At 37.5% G+C, this 22880-nt stretch carries 21 protein-coding genes; 8 read left to right on the top strand and 13 right to left on the bottom strand.

Features of this window, described 5'->3' with window-relative positions; all coding sequences use genetic code 11:
* Window positions 1-10 precede the first annotated feature (10 nt).
* Complete coding sequence (asnS, locus tag QME45_07585) at window positions 11-1402, bottom strand: asparagine--tRNA ligase (GenBank protein MDI6618523.1); 1392 nt, start codon at window positions 1400-1402, stop codon at window positions 11-13.
* A gap of 352 nt (window positions 1403-1754) precedes the next feature.
* On the opposite strand from asnS, the gene QME45_07590 reads away from it, so the two are divergent.
* Window positions 1755-2606, top strand: coding sequence for a transglutaminase family protein (locus tag QME45_07590; protein MDI6618524.1), 852 nt, complete (start codon window positions 1755-1757; stop codon window positions 2604-2606).
* A gap of 138 nt (window positions 2607-2744) precedes the next feature.
* Here the strand turns inward: QME45_07590 and QME45_07595 are convergent, their stop codons facing one another.
* Entirely contained in the window at window positions 2745-3794 is a 1050-nt protein-coding gene (locus QME45_07595) for a uroporphyrinogen decarboxylase family protein (protein MDI6618525.1), read from the bottom strand.
* A gap of 107 nt (window positions 3795-3901) precedes the next feature.
* Between QME45_07595 and QME45_07600 the strand changes: the two genes are divergently transcribed.
* The gene (locus QME45_07600; protein ID MDI6618526.1) at window positions 3902-4792 is read left to right on the top strand and encodes an AraC family transcriptional regulator; all 891 of its coding nucleotides are present in this window, start codon (window positions 3902-3904) and stop codon (window positions 4790-4792) included.
* A gap of 44 nt (window positions 4793-4836) precedes the next feature.
* Here the strand turns inward: QME45_07600 and QME45_07605 are convergent, their stop codons facing one another.
* Entirely contained in the window at window positions 4837-5097 is a 261-nt protein-coding gene (locus tag QME45_07605) for a hypothetical protein (protein MDI6618527.1), read from the bottom strand.
* A gap of 361 nt (window positions 5098-5458) precedes the next feature.
* On the opposite strand from QME45_07605, the gene QME45_07610 reads away from it, so the two are divergent.
* Window positions 5459-6220, top strand: coding sequence for a CAP domain-containing protein (locus tag QME45_07610; GenBank protein ID MDI6618528.1), 762 nt, complete (start codon window positions 5459-5461; stop codon window positions 6218-6220).
* Window positions 6221-6306: 86 nt separating this feature from the next.
* On the opposite strand, the gene QME45_07615 is transcribed toward QME45_07610, so the two are convergent.
* The 5 genes from QME45_07615 to QME45_07635 all read right to left on the bottom strand — a co-directional run bounded on the left by QME45_07615 (window position 6307) and on the right by QME45_07635 (window position 12189).
* Window positions 6307-6501: a ferredoxin gene (locus QME45_07615; GenBank protein ID MDI6618529.1), complete on the bottom strand. Its 195-nt coding sequence runs from the start codon at window positions 6499-6501 to the stop codon at window positions 6307-6309.
* Between the two features lie 59 nt (window positions 6502-6560).
* Complete coding sequence (locus tag QME45_07620) at window positions 6561-7199, bottom strand: corrinoid protein (protein ID MDI6618530.1); 639 nt, start codon at window positions 7197-7199, stop codon at window positions 6561-6563.
* A 157-nt stretch (window positions 7200-7356) separates the two neighbouring features.
* Window positions 7357-8343 carry a UDP-glucose 4-epimerase GalE gene (gene galE, locus QME45_07625; protein MDI6618531.1) on the bottom strand — a complete coding sequence of 329 codons (987 nt, stop codon included), beginning with the start codon at window positions 8341-8343 and terminating at the stop codon, window positions 7357-7359.
* Window positions 8344-8481: 138 nt separating this feature from the next.
* Window positions 8482-9732 (bottom strand): PocR ligand-binding domain-containing protein, encoded by a 1251-nt coding sequence (locus QME45_07630; GenBank protein ID MDI6618532.1) that lies wholly within the window; start codon window positions 9730-9732, stop codon window positions 8482-8484.
* A complete protein-coding gene (locus QME45_07635) occupies window positions 9733-12189 on the bottom strand; it encodes an ASKHA domain-containing protein (GenBank protein ID MDI6618533.1) in 2457 nt (818 codons plus the stop codon).
* A gap of 507 nt (window positions 12190-12696) precedes the next feature.
* Between QME45_07635 and QME45_07640 the strand changes: the two genes are divergently transcribed.
* The 4 genes from QME45_07640 (at window position 12697) to QME45_07655 (ending at window position 16081) form a co-directional block, all read left to right on the top strand.
* Window positions 12697-14052, top strand: a complete 1356-nt coding sequence (locus QME45_07640; protein ID MDI6618534.1) for a uroporphyrinogen decarboxylase family protein — start codon at window positions 12697-12699, stop codon at window positions 14050-14052.
* A 47-nt stretch (window positions 14053-14099) separates the two neighbouring features.
* Entirely contained in the window at window positions 14100-14405 is a 306-nt protein-coding gene (locus tag QME45_07645; GenBank protein MDI6618535.1) for a thioredoxin family protein, read from the top strand.
* Window positions 14392-15483: a GTP-binding protein gene (locus QME45_07650; protein MDI6618536.1), complete on the top strand. Its 1092-nt coding sequence runs from the start codon at window positions 14392-14394 to the stop codon at window positions 15481-15483. The genes QME45_07645 and QME45_07650 overlap by 14 nt, the downstream gene beginning before the upstream one ends.
* Before the next feature lie 142 nt (window positions 15484-15625).
* Window positions 15626-16081: a hypothetical protein gene (locus QME45_07655; protein MDI6618537.1), complete on the top strand. Its 456-nt coding sequence runs from the start codon at window positions 15626-15628 to the stop codon at window positions 16079-16081.
* A 75-nt stretch (window positions 16082-16156) separates the two neighbouring features.
* Here the strand turns inward: QME45_07655 and QME45_07660 are convergent, their stop codons facing one another.
* Genes QME45_07660 through QME45_07675 form a run of 4 tightly spaced genes read right to left on the bottom strand, consistent with a single transcriptional unit; the run spans window position 16157 to window position 20794 of the window.
* On the bottom strand, window positions 16157-17542 hold the full coding sequence (locus QME45_07660; GenBank protein MDI6618538.1) for a DUF4340 domain-containing protein: 1386 nt from the start codon (window positions 17540-17542) through the stop codon (window positions 16157-16159).
* On the bottom strand, window positions 17539-18966 hold the full coding sequence (locus QME45_07665) for a GldG family protein (protein MDI6618539.1): 1428 nt from the start codon (window positions 18964-18966) through the stop codon (window positions 17539-17541). The genes QME45_07660 and QME45_07665 overlap by 4 nt, the downstream gene beginning before the upstream one ends.
* A gap of 14 nt (window positions 18967-18980) precedes the next feature.
* Window positions 18981-19844 (bottom strand): ABC transporter permease subunit, encoded by an 864-nt coding sequence (locus QME45_07670; protein MDI6618540.1) that lies wholly within the window; start codon window positions 19842-19844, stop codon window positions 18981-18983.
* Window positions 19841-20794, bottom strand: a complete 954-nt coding sequence (locus tag QME45_07675) for an ATP-binding cassette domain-containing protein (protein ID MDI6618541.1) — start codon at window positions 20792-20794, stop codon at window positions 19841-19843. Before QME45_07675 ends, QME45_07670 begins: the two co-directional genes overlap by 4 nt.
* A gap of 194 nt (window positions 20795-20988) precedes the next feature.
* Between QME45_07675 and QME45_07680 the strand changes: the two genes are divergently transcribed.
* Window positions 20989-21408 (top strand): hypothetical protein, encoded by a 420-nt coding sequence (locus tag QME45_07680; protein ID MDI6618542.1) that lies wholly within the window; start codon window positions 20989-20991, stop codon window positions 21406-21408.
* 62 nt (window positions 21409-21470) lie between these two features.
* Here QME45_07680 and QME45_07685 read toward each other — a convergent pair whose 3' ends face one another.
* Window positions 21471-22604: a GGDEF domain-containing protein gene (locus QME45_07685; protein ID MDI6618543.1), complete on the bottom strand. Its 1134-nt coding sequence runs from the start codon at window positions 22602-22604 to the stop codon at window positions 21471-21473.
* Window positions 22605-22880 lie beyond the last annotated feature (276 nt).

Here is a 22880-nt window from a genome sequence, read left to right on the forward strand (position 1 = left end):
TTCCATTTTACTAAAATTCTGCAGAACCTGTTGTCCTTGGGAAGGGAATTACATCCCTTATGTTCGACATTCCTGTAAGGTACATTATAAGTCTCTCGAAACCAAGGCCAAAACCTGCATGCTTTGTACCTCCGAATTTTCTGAGTTCTAAATACCACCAGTAGTTTTCCTTATTCATCTTAAGCTCATCGATTCTTTTTTCAAGCATATCAAACCTTTCTTCTCTCTGGCTTCCACCTATGATCTCGCCTATGCCCGGTACGAGAAGATCAGTTGCCGCTACAGTTTTGCCATCATCATTCATCCTCATATAAAAAGCCTTTATATCCTTTGGATAATTGATTACGAATACCGGCTTGTTAAATACATCTTCCGTTATATATCTTTCATGCTCGGTTTGCAGATCCATTCCCCACTCAACGCCATATTCAAAATGCTTTCCCGATTTTTTGAGTATATCGATGGCCTCCGTATAGCTTATCCTGGCAAATTCAGAATTTACGACATTGTTTAATCTGTCAGTAACCCCCTTATCGATAAATCTATTGAAAAATTCCATTTCCTCCGGAGCATTTTCCATAACATAGTTTATGATATACTTCATCATATCTTCAGCCAGATCCATATCATCTTCCAAATCTGCAAATGCTATCTCAGGCTCTACCATCCAGAATTCCGCCGCATGCCTTGTAGTATTTGACTTTTCGGCCCTGAATGTAGGCCCAAAAGTATATACATTTCTAAAGGCAAGAGCATATGCTTCGGCAGATAGCTGGCCGCTCACCGTGAGATTCGTCTCCTTACCGAAAAAATCCTTGGTATAGTCAACGTCGCCTTTATCATCCTTGGGAACATTTTTAAGATCAAGAGTCGTTAATGTGAACATCTCGCCGGCGCCTTCGCAATCGCTGCCTGTAATTATAGGCGTATGCACATATACAAACCCTCTGTCGTTAAAGAATTTATGGATGGCATATGCCGCAATGGATCTCACCCGAAATACGGCTGAAAAAGTATTGCTCCTCGGCCTTAAGTGTGCTATGGTCCTTAAGAACTCCAGAGAATGCCTCTTTTTCTGCAGAGGATATGAAGGATCGGACATTCCTTCGATTTTGATGCTTTCCGCTTTTATTTCAAAGGGCTGTTTTGCATTCGGGGTTTCATCCAATCTGCCCTCTACAATTATAGATGAGCTTACAGGAAGTTTTGCTATCTCCTTAAAATTCGGGAGTATATCGCTGAATACAATCTGGATATTTTTAAAAAAGCTTCCGTCGTTCAGCTCTATAAAACCGAACGTTTTCGAATCGCGTACGGTCCTTACCCATCCTGACACCCTTACAGTTTTTCCAGAATACTTTTGTGTTTCTCTGTATATGTTTTTTACTAATGTACTTTCCATGACATACCTCCAGTTTATATCCTTTTGCATATAAAATAATCAAATTATTTAAATTCAATATATTTATTATATACTATTTTATAAAAAATGAGGTATACTTAAATCCCATTTTATTTTTATCTTTTACTTATAATGCTTTCTCGAAAAGTTCATAAAATAGGTACCACGTATTAATGGCACCATTTAGAAGATAAATCGGTTCTGCATTTTTAGATGCCATTAAGATGATTTTAAATAATATATGTATAATAAGTGATATAATTGGTTAAAAGCGCAACAGTATTATTGCGATTCAGCTATAAAGATAAGCAAAATAAATATTAGCAGTATTTAGTAGGGAGGTGAGGAAAATTTGAGTTACAATGTTTATGCGGGTATATTACGTATGATGGATTCATTTCAATCATCAAATAAGATTATAAACTTTCGTTACGAATATCATAATTCGTTTATTGAATTGAAAACAAAATATAATCTTTCCGGGATTGCAGGTAACGGCAGCACTATAATTAAAGCTACAAATCTGTTGAAATGGTTATCTGACAATGTTTATCACGATGGTTCTTCCACTGTTCAAGTTGAAGATAATGCTCTTGCCCTATTAGAGTATTCGTTTGGAAAGGGAAAAGACTTTGGAATTAACTGCCGCAGTCTTTCTATAACATTGGCAGAATGCTGTTTGGCATTGGGATTAAAAGCAAGGGCCGTCTATATCATGCCCTTTTCTCCATATGACCATGATAACCATGTAATCTGTGAGGTTTGGATTCCTGAATTAAAAAAATGGATAATGCTCGACCCCACATACAACACTTATGTTATGGATAAAAGCAGCTATATACTAAATACCTATGAGCTCAGGACTGCTCTGGCAAATAGAGAAAAAGTCACTTTTTCAAAGGGATTGAATTATAACGGAAATTATAATCAAGATAAAAATGAAATAACAGAATATTATGCTAAAGACTTATTCTTTTTTTCTTGTATGGAAACACATACATTTAATTCTGGGCAACTCAAATCCAATAGGCAATTGTTTTTCGTCCCTGTCGGATATGATGTGAAGAAATCTTACCTAATCAATATCGATTACAGAATGAAAAATTTTGGCGACAGCGACTGGTTGAAAAAGCGCAGAGAATCAACTGAACATAAGGAATTTATATGTTGCCCCATAGAAGAACTCCTAAAAAGCCCTATCTAATTGCTCATAAAATAAGCTGGATGATTCACAGCCCTTTTATAAACTAAATGGAGCCAATATCATATGGCTCCATTAAAAATATTTCAATCGATATGGAATCTGATTTCCCTTTTTTTATCCTTGTTAATAGAAAAGCTTTTATTTATATGTTGAAATTTCATAAAGCATAGCATCAATATTCTCTATCGGCGTATCAGACAATATGCCGTTTCCTGCCGATAAAAGAAGTCCGCCTTCTTTTTTATAAAATGTATCGATAAGCTTTCTTACTCCATCTCTTACATCCTGTACGCTGCCATCAGGCAACAGATGCTGTACGTCTATTCCTGCCAGAAAGCTTATCCTGTTTCCAAATTTCTTTGCGGTGTATTCTTCATCCATGCATCCCTTTTGTACTGGGTGAAATACATCCAGACCAGCATCTATAAGGTATTCCATAAGCTTGGTATTGTCACCGCAGGAATGCAAAAATACATGCATGCCCCTCTCATGAACATAGCCTATGAACTCTTTATACAAAGGCAAATATAATTCCTTAAATATTGCAGGAGACATCATGGGTCCTTTCTGATGCCCCAGATCATCAGATGTGAATATACCGTCAAATCCCAATTTAGCATATCTGTCCACAATAACTTTATAATAATCCAAAAGCCTTTTGCCAAGTATTTTTAATTTATCCATATGATCATAATAATCCATCATAAGATTTTCCATACCTCTTATACCCCAGAACCGCTCATGAAAAAGCCTCCACCAGCAGCCAAGCTTATATCTGCCCTTTGCATCAGGTAAACTTTTTATTACATAGTCAAATGTTTCAGGCTCTGTGGGATCCGGGAATTCATCCAAATACCTGTCAAAATCCGACCAGTCCGGAAGTAATTCATACATGTTACCTATGCTGTGCTTTGCAACTTTGCTGTAATCTATACTATAACCCCACCTGTAATTTGGATTTGATATCGGACTTTTTGTTTCACCGGGGTCTATGTACCATGCTGTAAAAATATCATCAGGATATTTCTCGGCAATTTCATCCAATCTATGGCCATACTTTTCATACAAGCCTTCTCCCCACCATTTGTGCATGACAAGGGGTATCTTGCTTCCGCCTTTTCTCTCTATTGCTTTTATAACTTCAATCCGGCTTAAGGGCTCTCTGATCATCCTATCATTCCCTTTCAAAATATTATAACATCCTTTATAATTATATTTGTAAAATCAATATTATGCTTTCAAAATATTATTAATTGTTTCAAAATATTATTATGATTTACAGCAAAGGTGAGCTTATGCATCCCAATGTGAAATATGTAAAAATTTCAGAAGAACAATTCTCCCCTAAACTCATAAGGGTATCTTTGTTTACAGCCGGCAGAAATATACCTGCAGGCAGCAGGTTTGACAAACGATATGTTTACGATTATGAGCTTGAGTTTTATACATTCAGCAAAGGGGCCATGATGATAGAGGATAAAGTTTTTCCGGTAGAAAAAGGGGATATAGTATTTCGCAGGCCCGGGCAGCTCGTTCAGGGTATACTGCCGTATTCATGTTATTTGCTTTGCTTTGATTTGCTTGGAAATACCGTCAGGAATATCGAAACTTATGATTTTGGCAAGCCAATGCCCCTGCAGCCGTATTATTCAAACGACTTTCTGGATTCAATACCACCGCTTTTTCATACGCCTGTTGAAGATGTTTATATGAACATCTTTGATAAAATTCTATCCGAATCGATAAGCTCCGGGAAAGGTTCCACACTTATTACAAAATCCTTAATATTGCAGCTTTTGTACCAGATATATACCGATACCGCAAATGACGAATATAAACTTTTGAAAAATTCCCCTTATTACAGCAGGATTAAAAGTTCTATCGATTATATGAAAAAAAATATTAAAAATAATATATTTTTATGTGATATAGCCAGGTCGGCAAACTTAAGCCCGACATACTTTAATAAAATTTTTACAGAAACGTTAAAGACGACTCCCAACGATTATCTGACAACGCTTAGAATGAACGCAGCAAAAGAACTTTTGGTAAGGACAAATATGCCTGTATGCGACATCGCTTTGGAATGCGGCTTTTCAAATATACCTTATTTCAGCTATGTTTTCAAGAAATATAACGATATGCCGCCTTTGAAATTCAGAAAATCCTATAAATATATTTATTGAATCTGCGATTTTCGCACAAAAAAACAGGCCATATATATGGCCTGTTATATATCCAGACTGTCTCCAAACTTTTGCTTATTCTGAATGATTAATCTGTATGCCATCTTATATGCCTCATCATAATTTTCCTGATCTTCATCGATAGCATCTTTTTCTATATGTATTTTATCCCCCTCCTGTCTCAAAACAACACAATAGGGCATATTGTTATAATTAACAATTACCCTGAAACCCTTTGTAAAAGCTTTCACATTTTTCTCCCCGAATATTTCAGATAACAACTCCTGAATTGCACGCAATTCCATATATATTCCCCCAATAATATTAAATTAACCATAACGTAAACTACCGATATTTTATATGAGCAACATGTCGCCATAGAGATTATGTGTGAACTTACCAGACTTAAAGTCACAGGTGTTAGCTCACAGAATGATAAATTGAGCACAAAACCGGTATTCAAAACAGGATGCTTTTTACTATATATATAATAATACTAAACACAAATTATTACTATATTAACTTCTTTAATTCGCCAAACTTCCAGTTTGTAAATAAAAGCAAAATATATTAAAAAGCATTTTGTTGAAATCATAGTATTAAAATAAATAAAATAAGCAAAATATTATTGAAAAGAATTTTATGTTATTTAAAAGGGGTGTTAACTTGAAAAGAAAATATTTTATATTACTATGCTTGATAATATTGGTTATGTCCGGCTGTATGCAAAAAGGGCAGATTTCCAAAAACAATATGCAAAATCCTACCTCTTTGATCTCGGCATCATACAGCATGGCAGATTTATACAATGTAACGCTTAAAAATAATTCTTCAGTAAAGAGCGGTACCGATGGCAATGCTCCAAAACTTTTCACCCTTTCAAACGGGACAACAGTGAGAGTTCTGGGCAAGGTCGATAATAAGTGGTATGTCGTAATGCCATCCAATAATATGGTAGGCGTCATACCGATAAGCGACGCAGCGCCGGCGCCTTCTTCGTCATCCAAACCTGTACCGAGTACGCCAAACGCGCCAACAAGCGGAAATACCTCCGAAGAGTCGGCAATGCTAAGCCTGCTAAATACCTCAAGGACAAATAACGGACTCAAAGCACTCAAGATAGATGAGCAGATTACAAAAGTTGCAAGGCTTAAGGCACAGGATCTTGCTAAGAATAATTATTTCAGCCATGTTTCTCCAACATACGGAAGTCCTTTCGATATGATGAAAAAATATGGAATTTCCTATCTTTATGCCGGAGAAAATCTGGCAAAAAATACAAATGTAAATGCAGCCGAGACAGCGCTTATGAATTCACCATCTCACAGGCAGAATATATTAAACTCCAATTTTAACTACGTAGGCATTGGGGTTGCGTCAGATGGCAATGGTTCAAAAATATATACCCAGATGTTTGTAGGAAGATAGCAGCCTGCAGCGGCGATGCTAATTAAAACGGAAGTCCCTGAAATTCGGACTTCCGTTTTAATTAGCATCTAAGTATACAGCCAGATTTATGGCTCATCAATAGTTATGGCACTTACAGGGCAGCCATCGGCAGCCTCCTGCGCCGTGCTTTCCGATCCTTCGGGAACAACTTCCTGTATTGCATGGGCCTTTCCACTATCACCCATCTCATATACTTCAGGCGCTGTCGAAGTGCAGAGCCCGCAGCCTATACATGTATCTTCATCTATTCTTGTTTTCATACACATTCCACCTTTACAAAAAATAAATTTATAACCTTAAAATTATTATATCCATAAAATTAATTTTTAGCCAATACTACTTTTCTTGCAGTTTGCGCCGCTGAAGCCGCATCAGGTTCATAAATATCTGCTCCTATCTCCTTTGCATAATTAAATGTAACAGGCGCTCCGCCTATCATCACTGTAACTCTATCCCTTAATCCTTCTTTTCCAAGGGCATCTATCGTCTTCTTCATTCCAGGCATCGTTGTAGTTAAAAGTGCCGACATACAGACTATATCAGGATTATTTTCCTTGACTGCCTGAACAAACTTATCAGGTGAAACATCTACACCTAAGTCTATTACTTCAAGACCCGCCCCTACCAGCATCATCCTCACAAGGTTCTTTCCGATATCGTGAAGATCTCCTGCAACAGTCCCGATGATAGCTTTTCCTATAGGTTTTACTCCTGTTTCAGACAAAATAGGCCTTAGGATTGTGAGTCCGGCATTCATTGCTCTCGCTGCGATTAATACCTCCGGCACATAAACTTCATTATTTTTAAATTTGATTCCTATAACATTCATGCCATCAATCAAGGCGCCAAGAATTTCTTTGGCGCTGATACCATCATTCAGTGCCTTTGTGACAAGTTCACGGACCTTGGGTGCAGAACCTGCCTGCAGTTTTTCGGATATTTCATTTAAGATTTCCATTATTTTTGCCCTCCAATCATTTTTAACTAAATTTTATGATTATTTCATCCAATCATATATAATAATTCGGACTCTGTTTTGTAATATTTTGCTCTAATCGCTTATTTTATTGAAATATTGTTATATTCATAAAGTTTAGTTACGATAAATGCTCTGGCTACTCTAAATATCCATCCGGATGATTTTTGTGCCACTTCCATGCTGTTTCGATAATACTGCCAATATCATCAAACCGAGGCTTCCATCCGAGTTCCCTTTTTATTTTTTCAGATGATGCAATGAGTCTGGCAGGATCTCCTGCCCTCCTCGGACCCAACACTGCCGGAATAGGATCTCCTGTAACCTCCCTTGCTTTATTTATAATCTCCTTTACAGAAAATCCCTTTCCGCTTCCAAGGTTATAAACAGAGCTCCCTCCTCCGTCCCTCAACTTCTTTAGAGCAAGGATATGAGCATTTGCAAGATCAGTCACGTGGACATAATCCCTTATACATGTACCATCTTCAGTATCGTAATCATCACCATATATAGTAATATTCTTTCTTTTCTTTAAAGCTGTCTGAAGCACTATCGGTATAAGATGGCTTTCCGGCCTGTGGTCCTCACCGATCTTTCCGCTTGCATCGGCTCCGCATGCATTAAAATACCTTAAGGAAACATATTTTATCCCGTATGCAATATCCGACCACTTTAACATTTTCTCAACGCACAACTTCGTTTCGCCATAGGGATTGGTAGGAATAGTTTTATCGCTTTCCTTGATCGGGATATTTTCAGGCTCTCCATATGTCGCTGCAGTCGATGAAAATATTATCTTCTTCACACCGTGCTCGCTCATTTTTTTAAAAAGGTTCAAACCGCATATGAAGTTGTTATCAAAATAATCAAGGGGAGCTTTCATACTTTCGCCTACCAGCGAAAAAGCTGCAAAATGAATGACAGCCTCTATATCGTTTTCAGAGAAAACCTTTTCTATAAAATCAGCATCATGCAGATCACCTCGATAGAATTTCCCTCCAAGTATCGCATCTTTATGCCCCTTGCTCAAATTGTCTATTATAACGACCTGCTCTCCCCTTCTCAAAAGTTCAAGAACGGTATGGCTTCCTATATATCCTGCACCGCCTGTCACAAGTACCGCCAAAACAATTACCTCCTTATATAATTAATATTTTATGTTAATCAGTAAAACAAATCACTGATTAACATGCAAATTGCTGAAGGCATCCCCGCATTGGCCCTCTTTTAAATTTACACAGTCTTTATTTTAAACTCCCATATATTATACCATTTTTCTGAACTGGCCAGGAGCTATACCCTCTATTTTTTTGAATACCTTTGTATAATAACTCTGGTCCGTAAATCCAACCATATGGGCGACCTCGCTCAAAGGTATTTTTAAATCAGCCAAATATTTTTTGCTCTGTTCCACTCTGACTTTGTTCAAATAATCTATAAAATTGATCCCTACTTCCCTTTTGAAGAGCCTGCTAAAATATGACGTACTCAAATATACGTATTTCGAAGCACTCTCCAGGGTTATATCATTCATGTAATTGTCATTTATATATGCTATGGCTTTGTGTATTATATAAGAATTATTTACATTATTAACAGTAAATACGCAATCCGCAAAACGTTCGAGCACCTTTATAATCCATCCGCACAAACCTTCCACATTGTCAAACTCAGATATTTCGTTCAAATACCTGAGTTTTAATCCGAATATCATTTCAAGGTTCCCTCCGCCTTCGACGGCAGCCCTTGAAAGCATTATCATAAGTTCCAAAACCTTTGCCTTGGTAATCTCGAAATTATTGCCGCTACTAAAAAGCGCATATCCCAAAAGCTCATTTAATATGATTTTTGCGCCTTTTTTATCACCGCTTTTAACCTTTGACATAAGTTCATCTTCAAGCTCAATGGGATAATATTTGGATATATGCTCGGAATAATCGAGGTCCTTTACATACTGAATGCTCTCATTGATTTTAGCCTGCTCCTGGTAAAACTTCTTTCTTTCGCTAAGTATGCCGCTCTCCTCAGAGATTAGAGCCTTTGCAACTACATAAAGCATATCAGAAAGATGCCTTACTCTCTCAGGCTCTACTATAGGAACGGCATTTATATACGCATGGAGTATCCCACGGTTTTGTACATCAAAATCATTTATCCTTATTATATCATCTATCAGTAAACCATCCGGCTCACACATTTGAACGGGTCCGCCTACCAAAGCTCCCATATACAGTCCCTTGACGATTATGGATGCTGTCCAGTGAATAAGCCCCCCAGGGCACGAATATATATACCCGTCGCCTATCTTTTCAGATTGCCTGCCAGCTTTTAAATGAGCGCTTTTGCATGGGCAATTATTACCCGAAAGTTCTTTGAATTTCTGACAATACATGGATACGGGACCTTCAGAATATAAAGATTCACCCTTATCATCCGTGGCAAAAGATGCAATACCCGTTGATATATAATACATCTTTAAATATTCCCTTATAATATTATCATCCTGCAAAATCATCTATTGTCCCCCAAGCATCATCGAATCAACAAAATATTCCTGAAAATCCTGCCTTCCTGAAAGTTCTATATATGAAGCATTTTGAATTATTTTATCAATTTTTTTGCTGCACTCCCTGGACATCAAATACATCCTCGCCCCTGTCCCTGCGGAATTTCCTATGGATTTGACTTTTCCGGAAAATTCCTTCAAAAGGAGCCCGATATTGAGCGCACTGCCTACCCTCATAAAATTGCCAAACCCGCCTGCTATATATACGTTTTCCACATCAGACGGCGATAATCCCTTCTCTTTCAGCAGTATTTTTGTTCCGGCACTTACCGCTGCACTTGCAAGCTGAACTTCACGAACATCCTTCTGCGTAAATACTATATCTCCTTCAAGTACAAATTCCTTCATGCCCTTATTTATCCTCATTCTCTTTTTTATCGGCTCTTTAAAGTCAGCATCATCGTCATCAGCCATCCTTCCGGTTTCATCTATTACGCCGAATTTCAGAAGCTCCGATACCATGTCCAAAACGCCGGAGCCGCATATGCCACATGGCTTTTCATTGCCGATCGTCTTATAAATAGTCCTCTTCGAAAGGTCAACCGATGATATAGCTCCTCTTATGCCGGCAGTTCCCCATTTTATATTCGCACCTTCAAAGGCCGGTCCTGCAGCTGTTGCACATGCCACGATGCCATCGCTGTTTCCAAGGGCTATTTCCCCATTTGTACCCAAATCCAGAAGCAAGCTGTATTTATCTGAATCCATCATCCCACATGCAAGTATTCCTGCAGTTATATCGCTTCCGACATAACTTGCAACTCCCGGCAAAACCGTTACATATCCATTTATATCAATGCCTGCATCGCAAGCTTCCATTTCAACAGCATCGCATGTGACAGCTATATAGGGCGAAAGAGAAATATTTTTAGGAGGAAGACCTAAAAATAAATGTATCATGGTTGTATTTCCGACAACAGTCATATTATATATATAATCTGTTTTTATTCCACTTTTAACGCACAGCCTCTTTATCATTTCATTTATCTGCCCGACTACGGCATCATGCAGTATTCTTAAACCATCATCATTTTCTATCGTATAATTTATCCTTGATATTACATCGGCGCCATAAACTCTTTGCCTGTTGACGCCTGATTCAACGCTTAATACTTTCCCGGTCCTCAAATCCGTAAGATAACAGGCGATCGTTGTAGTCCCTATATCCACAGATACACCGTACAAAACGCCCGAAGTATCGCCTTCATCTATATCGACTAAAACATTTTTATATAACGAAGCTGTTACATTGTAATCAGCTTTTCTCAAAGTCTCAGATATTTTCGGCATCAGACTTTCTTTAATTCTGATATCATCTGTTTTTACAGAATCCGAAAGCCTTCTGCAGTCGCTTCTTTGATCCTTTAAAGTCGGCTTATCTATGACCATATATTTTTTCGACACATAAGGGTCTATATTAATATCCATACTTCCGCCTTCGATTAAAACATCCATAGACTCTTCGCTGAATGTTTCTATTTGTGCAGGGTTAAATATCTTAACGCCGCAGGCAAGCCTTATGCCATTTTTTATTTCATCCAATCCAAGATGTCTTTTATCAATTTCAGATGACCTGGGGGCCCCTTCCTTAAACAGTACCTTGCACTTGCCGCATATGCCTTTCCCGCCGCATGTGCTCTGTATATGAATTTTTTCACATCTTAATGCGTCCAAGAGGTTTGTCCCTCTTTTGACATATATCAAACGGTCATTAACCCTTATTTCAACCTTTCCATCCATCCTGTATCGGCAATTTTTCATATTACATTCGCTGCATATATGATCAGCCCTCGTTATGCCTATTCCCTTTCCAAAACCGTACATTACGGACGTAGACTTTAACGGTACCATAAGATACGAATCTGTAAACCTTACACCTATTTTTGATGCGTCAACAGATGCAGAAATACCTTTCTGCCCTTTGATATCCCATCCGCCGGAACCCGGGGAAAGCCTCGATGTAATTCCCATATCAGTATCCTTTATATTGCTTATCAATTTATTCCACATTGCTTTATTTATATATTCCACAGCAGTCGTGCCTATACTGTCTGCGATCATCCCTTTTAAATAATCCCCATTTTCAAAGGATGATTTTATTATACTGTCTATCTCTTTTCCAATTGTCGTCACTGTGATTATCACATAGTCACATTTTTTCAGCTTTGATGCGATATACTCTCCTTCAAATACTACAGAATTATCGAGAATTACCTTATCATCATATTTTTCTTTTATACCGAATTTCTCACAGGTAACTGCAGGTCTTATATATTTCGAACAAGATTCGATTTCATTTCTTATTGATTCCAGCAATTCTCCTTCAGGATATTCATCCTTATATCCGAGAAGCCTCAATATATCATTTTCTTCAATCTGAATATCAAAATCGTTATAGATAGTCATACAGCACCTCTTCCGCATCATCATTGCAACAGATTCTTTTATCTATTCCGCGATTCATAATATGAACCTGTGTTATTTTTAGCACTCATTCGCCAGATTCAAATTTTGTTGCTCAAAATAACACAATTCTATTTATGATCGATTTCATGCTACGAATTTAAATTATCTATTTTATATTATATTCTATGCACATGTTTATCTCAATAAGATATTACTTTGATTCGTAATATGAACTTATGTTATTTTGAACACTCATTCGTCGCTCAAAATAACATAATCCTATTTATGCCTGATTTCAAATTGCGAATTGAATAATTACTACTGCAATCCATGATTTGAGCCTGTATTATTACACCCGATTTCATATTGCAAAATTGAAGCAATTACGACAATATAATGCAAGAATTATAAATTATGAACTATACTCATAACTATGGTTTTTGCTATCATCAAAATATAAAGATTATATCAACATATTTTATGAATAACTTAATGGAGGAAATTATTATGAATTCAAAGCAACTGGTTCTTGATGCCTTAAAATGCAAGGAAGTAGAAAGGGTTCCATGGGTTCCTTTTGTAGGATGCCATGCCGCCAAGCTGATAAACGTCACTGCCGAGGAATATTTTAAAAATGCTGATAATATTATAAACGGTGTTACAAAAGCCTACGAAGTATACAGACCGGATGCCCTTCCGGCACTGTTTGATCTTCAGGTAGAGGCAGAAGCAATAGGCTGCAAGCTTAAATATGCAGATACCAATCCGCCGTCAGTTGTTACTCATCCTCTTGAAGATGGAGCCAAACTGTCGGATTTAAAGGTTCCTGATGAAAGTGCCGGAAGGTTTCCAATTATTTTGAAGGCTATGAGAAAAATATGCAGCACTCTTGGAGACAAGATTGCCATATACGGTTTGATTACAGGACCTTTTACACTTGCCCTCCATCTCCTTGGAACAGATATATTTTATAAGATGGCAGACGAACCGGAATATGTCCATGAACTTTTAAAGTTTACAAAAAGTGTATGCATAAATACTGCAAAAATGTATATCGAAGCCGGAGCCGATGTCATCGCAGTCGTGGATCCTATGACATCCCAGATATCCCCCAGGGATTTTGCAAAATTTGTTTCACCATATGCAAAAGAGATCTTCGAATTTATAAAATCCAGAGAAAAGTTATGTTCATTCTTTGTATGCGGAAATGCGAAAAACAATATTGAAGAGATGTGCAAGTGCAACCCGAACAATATATCTATCGATGAAAATATTCCCCTTGAATATGTAAAAAGTGTATGCAATAAATATGGCATATCCTTTGGAGGAAATATAAAACTTACTGTTACGATGTTATTCGGAACCCCTACAGATAACATAAATGATGCGGAAAACTGCATGTCGATAGGAGGCAAGACAGGATATATACTTTCGCCAGGCTGCGATATTCCCTTTGATACTCCGGAAGAAAATATAAAGGCGATCTCAAGCCTTGTGCACGGAGAAGTAAGAAAATTCCTTCAATCGACAAATGTACTGGAGGGTATAAATATTAAAATACCTGATTATAAAAATGAAAAGCAGGTAATCGTGGATATAGTGACAATAGATTCTGCAAGCTGTGCCCCCTGCCAGTATATGGTCGAAGCCGTTAAAAATTCATGCAGTCAATTCGGCAGCAAGGTAAAATGGGTGGAACATAAAATTAAGGAAAAAGAATCGGTAGTTTTTATGCTCAAAATGGGTGTTTCAAATATACCTACAACACTGATCGATGGCGAAATCAAATATGTAAGCATAATACCCGATGAAAACGCATTGACTGAGGAGATCAAGAAAGCCTTGGCAAAAAAAGGATTATAGAAATTGCTTTAAGGCATAATATATGATATATATTGCAGAGGATGTTTATGATGGGTTTGAAAAGGGTTAACGTCAAGATAGTAGAGTCGAAGCAGCCATGCAGTGCTTGCCTAATCACGGGAAATCTGGTAAGGGAAATGATGGATAAGATAAGCAGGGAACTCGGGTGCGTGGACATCGAAAATATAAAATTAAGCGACCTTAAAAATATCCATTCTATAAAGGGGCTGGAAGTTGAAAACTTCCCGGCTATTATAATAAATGGGGAACAAATAACTGCAGGATCCCTTCCCATTAAGAGTAATATTATATCGATTATCAAAAAAGAGGCAGGATACGATGAAAAAGACTGATTTATGCATAATAGGCGGATTTTTGGGAGCCGGTAAAACTACATCGATACTATCTATTGCAAAACGCCTTGCGGACTCGGGGAAAAAGGTAGGTATCGTTACGAATGACCAGGGCAGTGAGCTTGTAGATACAAACTTTTTGATAAAATCAGGCCTTCAGGTGCTTGAAGTTACAGGAGGATGCTTTTGCTGCAACTTTGACGAGTTTACCGACAAAGTAAATAAATTATCTGAAACACTAAAACCCGATATAGTTCTTGCAGAGCCCGTCGGAAGCTGTACCGACCTTATCGCTACCATCTTCAAACCTATACAGGCAGATTTTGTCAAAAATTTTGTTATGTCTCCTCTTTCAGTTATTGCCGATCCTAAAAGAATAAAAAAGCTCATGATGGGAAAAGATTCACTGTTTCCATCTGAAATAAATTATCTGTTCAAAAAGCAACTCGAAGAGGCAGACATTATCGTATTGAATAAAATAGATTTGTTAACTCGTGATGAAATATCGGAAATAAAAAAATTTCTAAAACATGAATTTAAAGGCACTGAGGTGATTGCAGCATCTGCCAAATATGGAACAGGAATTGATGATTGGGTGTCGCTTATAACTGGAAGGATCGCTCCCAAAAAAGAATCACTGAAAATAGATTACGAAACGTATGCAGCTGCGGAAAGCTTCTTAGGCTGGTTCAACAGCACCGCTGTTATCAGCTCCGATTCGCCCTTGGATATGAATAAATTAATGGATCATCTTATTGGCTGCATAAAAGAAAAACTTTTGAATGCAAAATGCGAGATAGCTCATCTTAAAATATATGCTATATCAGGCGACGATTTTGCAAAAGCAAGCCTTACAGGTTTATATGATGATACCGATTTCAATAAAAAAATGGAAAGTGCTGCAAGCAGTGCAAATATTATAATCAATGCGAGAGTCAGCGCATCACCTGAGATTCTAAAGCCTATTATACTGGAATCATTAAAAAGCACTGCTGCAATCTTTGGTACAGCACTTTCCGATATAGAAATCCAGTGCTTTAAGCCATCAAGGCCGAAGCCTAAATACAGGATGCAATAAAAACCGCCAATATTCCATAACATTCTTCAAATAATCTTAATGAAAACTTAGTCTGATGGCATTAATTGATGTATTACAATTAACAAATGCTATCATGATGCATAACATAATACTGTATTAAATAATATACACGGAGGTTTTTATGTTTCCATTTTGGACACCGGGCTATGGATTTTTCAATAGTCCATATTGGTTCAATTATAATTACTACTATTATAATTTCCCCAGGTTATACCCGAGAATGGGGTCTGATGAATTTGAAGATGACGACTTAAAAAACATTTACGAAGATGTCCCAGGTAAGGATAGTGAAAATGTAAAAGTGCAGTATCCAGACTACAACCGTATGAGAGGCGAAGAAAATGAGAGTCTGGAAACCGACGGCCTTTCGGGACACGGAAATGCAGGGCTCTACTCTCCAGATACAATACCGCAAAATATGGCAGGAACAGCTATGAATTCGGATAATATCGCGAACGCTCTGCTGAAAGATGATCCTGACATATTAAGCACTCTGACTGCATACGGCATACCGATAGACTCCGCAAGACAAGTGGTCAAAAGGATAATTGAGTCCTCGACAAAATACTGTAAGTAAAAAGGAGGCAATATATCTGCCTCCTTTTTATCTATATCCTGCCAGAATAAAATATCAATTTTTTTAATACGGACTTTATTTAAAGTTTCTGACTGCGTTTATCATGCTACTCACCTTATCACGGGATATCAGGAAGTCCGCCTTACCGTCTCTATATACTGCATAGAAATCACTATTGTAAGGGCAATATTCCGTAACCACTTGCTTATTCGTGCCCTTATTCAAGAAAAACGTTATCTTGACTTCAGGTTTTTGGGGAACATTCTTGTCATTTTCGGAATCCACGATAAGCCCTATGATTTTTTGGTACAGATCCTTGAATTTATCCTCGTCAGCATTCTTGCCGTTTAAGGTATAGGTCGTCACAACCTCATCCTTATCCCCGGACTTTTCTGCCTTTTTGGTTGTCCTCGTGAGTACGGCCGTATCCGTTTTGCCGCCGCTTTCAATCGTTATCTTATCTACATCATCAATACTAACGATATATGCAAACTTTGCAGTAATATCAAACGGTTTGATATTAAGCGCATCAAGATTCGACTTCGACATTTTATATACACCGTCTAAACCTTTAACGCTAAAATATATATACGAATCATCAACGTCTTTCCCAAAATAAATGTCCAGCGTGTTCTTATCATCTTTTTGCATGATTTCCATAGATGGCTTATCAAGACCATACTTTCCCAAATCAGACGCTTTATCTTCCACAACATCTGAAACCGTAAGCTTTCCAAGAGCATCAAGCACAGGTGATAGTTTTTCTGAATCCGTGCCATATACCCTGCTGTATGGCTGTGTTATGTTCCAACCGCTGTCAAGCTGCGCCTGGCCTGTCTGGGCTTTTTCATCATTTTTCTTGAGTTCAATCATTCTATTATTGCGCACTATTTTAATATAATTCAACTTTTCAGAATCGATCTTGGTCAATATATCCTTATTTCTTATATCTGCAACTGTATACATAAGATGCTGGCCATCTGCAGATGAAAGCAGATAAACCTTCGGATCGCCTTTCACCATGCCATAATAGTTATTGCCGTCGGGAGTCTTATCGCCTACGTAAACGACCTTCTCGCTTCCATCTTCTAAAATAGCCGTTGCGGAGGATGGAGAACTCAATCCATACTCCCCTAAATTGCCCGGATTGGAACTTACTATTTTGTCTGCATTGAGGGCAGAGAATGTTGAAACTATAGTATCTACAATATTCTGATCTATATTAATGCCTCCCTCAGATGTCAAAGCCCATTTGTCGTTTTTCTTCTCCAATTCGAGGATGCCGTCCTTATTCTTAATATTGATTTTGACTATTTTTTTAGAATCCAACTCCAAAAGTTTAACAGCTTGGGTATCGCTGCCCTGATCTTTGGTTTTCGACGGCCTTTTTGATATATAGATATAAGAAGCTGCAAGTACCGCCAAAAGTACCAAAAGAATTATAAGATTCCTCTTCTTCATGCACGCTTCCTCCTCAGCCACACAGTCACGCCCCAGATTATTATAACCGCAGGAATTATGATAACAGTTATGCCGGAATATACTAGCCTGCTAAGCTGACTCATATTCAAAGCTGTAGTATCAAGGCTCTTGGGACTTACGGAAATAGTATCTTCCTTATCCTGCAACCAGTTTAAACTATTTGTCATCAAATCAGTATTTCCACCCCTGGTGGCATTTATAAACTGTGAATTTAAAAATATGCCGTTTGATACGACAACCAGTTTTGTGTCGCCCTTTGCTGTATCATCCGATTTATCCGTTATAGCAACGGCAATATTAAACGGACCCGTTGAGTCTCCTGCCTCTTTATCCGATGTTGTAGCCTCTAAGTTTTTCTTGCCCCACGAATTGCTTGATGTTGTCAGAATAGGTTCAATTGTTATCGAACTCTTTTTAACATTCAATGTCTTTATTGCCTGGGCTCCCGGGATGAGCACGGCTACATTCGCCGATTTCAGCGGATTTACGATATCATGGCTTTCCATCTTCGGAAGCAGATAAATAGGATTTGAAGCAATATAATTGCTGTCACCTTCAACTACCACCACTTTATCAAGTCCAACGCCGTAACTGCCCAGAACGGACGCAAAGTTTGGCATATCCTCCTTAACTATATCCATAAGGAATATAGCCCTGCCTCCGTTTGACAAAAAGCTTCTTATGGCAGTTGTCTCGTCAGTCGATAAATCCCTCTTAGGAGATGCTATGACCAATGTGGCCTTAGGATCAAGCTTGGCATCTTTAGTCAAAAGATTGATATTTTTTATCGTATAGTTCTGGTTCTCGAGCTGCCCTGTAACTTCATCCGGAAGGCTGGTCTCCTCATGACCTTGAAGAACCTGGATTACAGAGTTTTCATTTGAAGTAACATAGGTTATGGCCCCTGTTATCCTCTGTTCTATTGCTAATGAATCAGCCTGTGGCTGCCCTGACTGGTCATACGAGTAATTGACAAGATCCGTTGAGTTTATCAGCTTGAACTTTGAACCTGATTCAACAACAATGCTGTCAACATTAACACTATTCCCATTTGACGCATACTTATTGGCAAATTGAGGATATTTTATAGGGTCTTTAAATTGAACATCTATTTTTTTGGACCTTGCCGCGTACTTATCCGCAATCTCTTTTATCGTTTCGTTTTCTTTCCCTGCCTCATCGAACACATATATGGTAACATTCTTATTCAGTTTATCCAGCACATTATAAGTTTGCTCTGATAGCGAAAAAAGTTTATTCTTGGTAAGGTCTACTTTTAAATTCAATTTACCCACCAGTAAATTTATTATTATAAGAATGGCAAGAGCAACAGCAGTTATAGCCGTGGCATAACCGCCATATCTGAATTTCTTATTCTTAAAAGAATTAACAAATTTCTCCATACTACTGCACCTCCTTAGCTCCATCTTCTCTTGTCGATTACCCGTATTGTCAAAAATACGAATGCCGCAGAGAAGGTGATAAAATATACAATCGAACTCACATCAAGTATACCCATGGAAAAAGTATCAAATCGCTTTAACAACGAAAACCATCCTAAAAATCTGGCTGTAAAGCCTTCAAACAATGTCTTTTTTGAAAAGTATACTATTATAATTGCTATTGCACCTGCAAGAGCCGTTATTATTCCGGCGTAAACATTTCGCGTTGTATAGTATATGATGAGACTTATAGCTGCGACGATTATCGCAGCAAATACTATACCGGCCGTAAGACTGGTCGGAAGCCCTTGCTGAAGCCAATCTATAAGCCAGATAAAAAGCAGCGCGCCGAACGTTCCTACGGCTGACGCAACCTGGCTTTCTGTCAATGAGGATATAAACAACCCCACTGCAATAAATGCTGAACCCATCAAAGCAAAACCTACATAATTTCCTACAATCTCCCATCCTTGAATAGACCCGAACATAGAAAGTATAAGCGGATATAAACATGTAATAAGCAGCGTAACGAAGAACAAGGCTACTGCTGCGAAATACTTTCCAAGCACGATCTGCGGAAGCGTGAGCGGCGACGTAAGCAAAAGCTGGTCCGTTTTCTGGTGAGTTTCTTCTGCAATAGATCTCATCGTCAGTATTGGTACCAAAAACAAGAAAATAAACGTAATGCTTTGAAGTACGGAATTATATTCTCCGCTTGCCGGGATCAAATCTGTCAAAGCAAAAAACAATCCCGATATGAACAAAAAGACGGACATAAAGATAAATCCTGTTACAGATGTAAAATAAGACTTAAATTCCCTGTTAAATATAGCTATCATTTAACATTTCCTCCTTCTTCCTGGGTCGTAACCTGCAGAAATACCTCTTCAAGGCTAAGGTCCATTGATTTCATCATGAGAATAGGAAGACCCGAGGCACTCATAAGCCTGAACAGTGATTCACGAATATCCACGCCCTTTTTAGCTTCAACCAGAACATCTACGGTTCCGGGCTCCCTTACCCCTTGTTCTTTGATCTTCTCTATATTTTCTAACTTTTTAAGAGCATTTAGTATATCATGAGCCCTTCCCTTTATTCTTAACATAAGGTTATTGCTATAACTTAGTTTCTTCGAAAGCTCATCGGGTGTGCCGCTTGCAACAATCTTTCCCTTATTTATGATAAGTACCCGATCGCATACTGCGCTTACCTCTGGCAATATATGAGAGCTCAATATTATAGTATGCTGTTTCCCAAGCTCCTTAATAAGATTCCTGATTTCAATAATCTGCTTTGGATCGAGGCCTACTGTCGGCTCATCCAGCACGAGCACCTTCGGATTTCCTATAATCGATTGAGCCAAGCCTACTCTTTGCTTATAACCTTTTGATAAATTCTTTATAAGTCTTCCTCTTACATCGGTAATTTTGGTAACATTCATTATTCTTTTAAGGCTTTTTTCGATATTGTCCGACGGTACTTTTTTTATCTTGCTTACGAATAAAAGATACTCCTCAACAGTCATATCCATATAAAGCGGAGGAAGCTCCGGAAGATAACCTATCTTTTTCTTGGCTTCTTCAGGGCTTTCCAGTATATCCACTCCATCCACCTTAACATTTCCATCTGTTGCCGAAATGTATCCTGTAATAATGTTCATCATGGTAGATTTGCCAGCACCATTTGGACCTAAAAAGCCCAATACTTCACCGTCTTTTATTGTGAAGCTGACATTATCTAATGCAACATGTTGTCCATAACGCTTGCTTACATTTTGGACCTCTATCATTTTTTTCACCTCTGTTACTTATTTTGAATATAGCTCTAATAAATCATTTTAACCATTAAATGTGTCAGTTTTGTGGCAAAAATGTTAACACTGCGATTTTACATTTAATGGCAAGCATTTTTGCCGCAATTAAAGTAACAGGCATGTTTTTCAATTCATACAATATATCAGATATTATAATGGAGGGATGGAGTATGAACATTGGCAAAATACTTAATATGGACTCCCATAAAATGGATGATAACCTGAAACAAATATTATTAATCGGAATATTGGCATTCATATTCATAGGATCAGGCGGCATAAACAGCATTATGAAGGCAGGAAATGCATATTCCTCATATAATGGTTTTGGCTTTGGTGGAACTAACATGGGGCAAAATCCCGAACAGGGAAACGGCAACAATCCAATGCCTGGAAATTATCAGAATACGGCAAACATGCCAAATGGACAGGATTATAGCAGAAAAAGAAAACATAAACACCATCGCCATAGAGAATCGAAAGATGGCGGAGATATAAATAATATGCCTGGGCAATCGGCAATAGAGAATGATTCCGACCAGAATAAGGAAAATATGAATCCTTCTGAGGCATTATACACTGTGAAATAGCAACGATAACGTTCCATTAATATAGCATCATTTTTACCGCAGCAAAACACTTAAAAGGCGATTCATTGATTCACAACACAGTTTTTGCCTCTTTCTTTAGCTGTATAAAGAAGCTTGTCTACTCTTTGAAGCAAAGAATTCATGTCGTCCTCTTTTTTTAGCGAAACGACGCCAAAGCTGCATGTTACATGCCCGATATCCGAAAACTCATGTTCCGAAATAAGTCTTTTTAATCTTTCACCAAATTCTAAGGCTTTATTATGAGGTGTAGCAGGAAGAAGTATAACAAATTCTTCTCCTCCCCACCTTGCAAAAATATCCGTTTCCCTTATGGAATCATTTATGAGACCTGTCATTTCGGTCAGTATTTTGTCTCCTTTGAGGTGACCGTAGCTATCATTGACTATTTTAAAATCATCTATGTCAAGCAAAAGCAAAGATAAATTTAAATTATATCTTTTTGACAGATTTATATTTCGCTTTAGCTCCTCATTAAATTTAAGCCTGTTGTATATGCCTGTAAGGGGATCTGTTATGGACAGCATCAAAAGCGCCCTGTTGTTTATATATTGAATCCGGGCATAACGATTCGTTTTGTACGACGTTATGATGACAAATATCGTAACCAGTGTTAAATATAATAAAATAGCTGAAAACTCATATAAACTAACCTGTCTGAAGTATAAATATGAAATCAAAAGAAAGAAAACAGAGGTCATTATGGAAATACCCGCCACATTTGACCACTTATTCGGTATCAGACAAAATGTTAAAAGCAAAACCACTATTCCAAAAGACAATATAAAAAAATTGGGGGATTCATATATAAAGCAGTTTGCCAAAATAAAAACGGATCCTGTAGATTCTAAAGCACTAATGCTGTGGTATATTGAAAGGCTTTCCTTTGCATATTTCAGTTTGATGTAAAATGTACATACCATGACCATTAAAACAACCCTGTTAATAACAAGCAGAATAAATATATTTAAACTTTTTATTAAAAAATATTCAGGTATTATGAACAAAAAGTAAAATATACCGAGTCCCAAAAACAGCGATCTTATATATTTAATGGAATTACTCATTTCATAATCCATAAATTCTTTTTCTAAATTTTTATCTTTAAACTCTGCGGTAATAGATAAAAATTCTTTGCTTGTTTCATCTTCCGAGGTATTAAACAAAGTGCTATTCATATATACTTATTATGCTGCCGGATATCAGTCAGACAGAGATTTGCTGCTCTTAATCTAATAATGCCCATATGCGTTGAATTCACAATAATTTTTTAATCCCCATATACAGGCAGCAATTAAAATTATATAAAGCCGGCCACTTAATAAGCGCTCACCTCCAGTATGTATATGTATATATTACCATTTATTGGGTTTCATTTCAATAGGAAAGTTATTATGTCTTCGATTCGTAATATGAGCTTATGTTATTTTGAACACTCATTCGCCAGATTCAAG

The organism is Clostridiales bacterium (assembly GCA_030016385.1).
Classification (GTDB): domain Bacteria; phylum Bacillota; class Clostridia; order Clostridiales; family Oxobacteraceae; genus JASEJN01.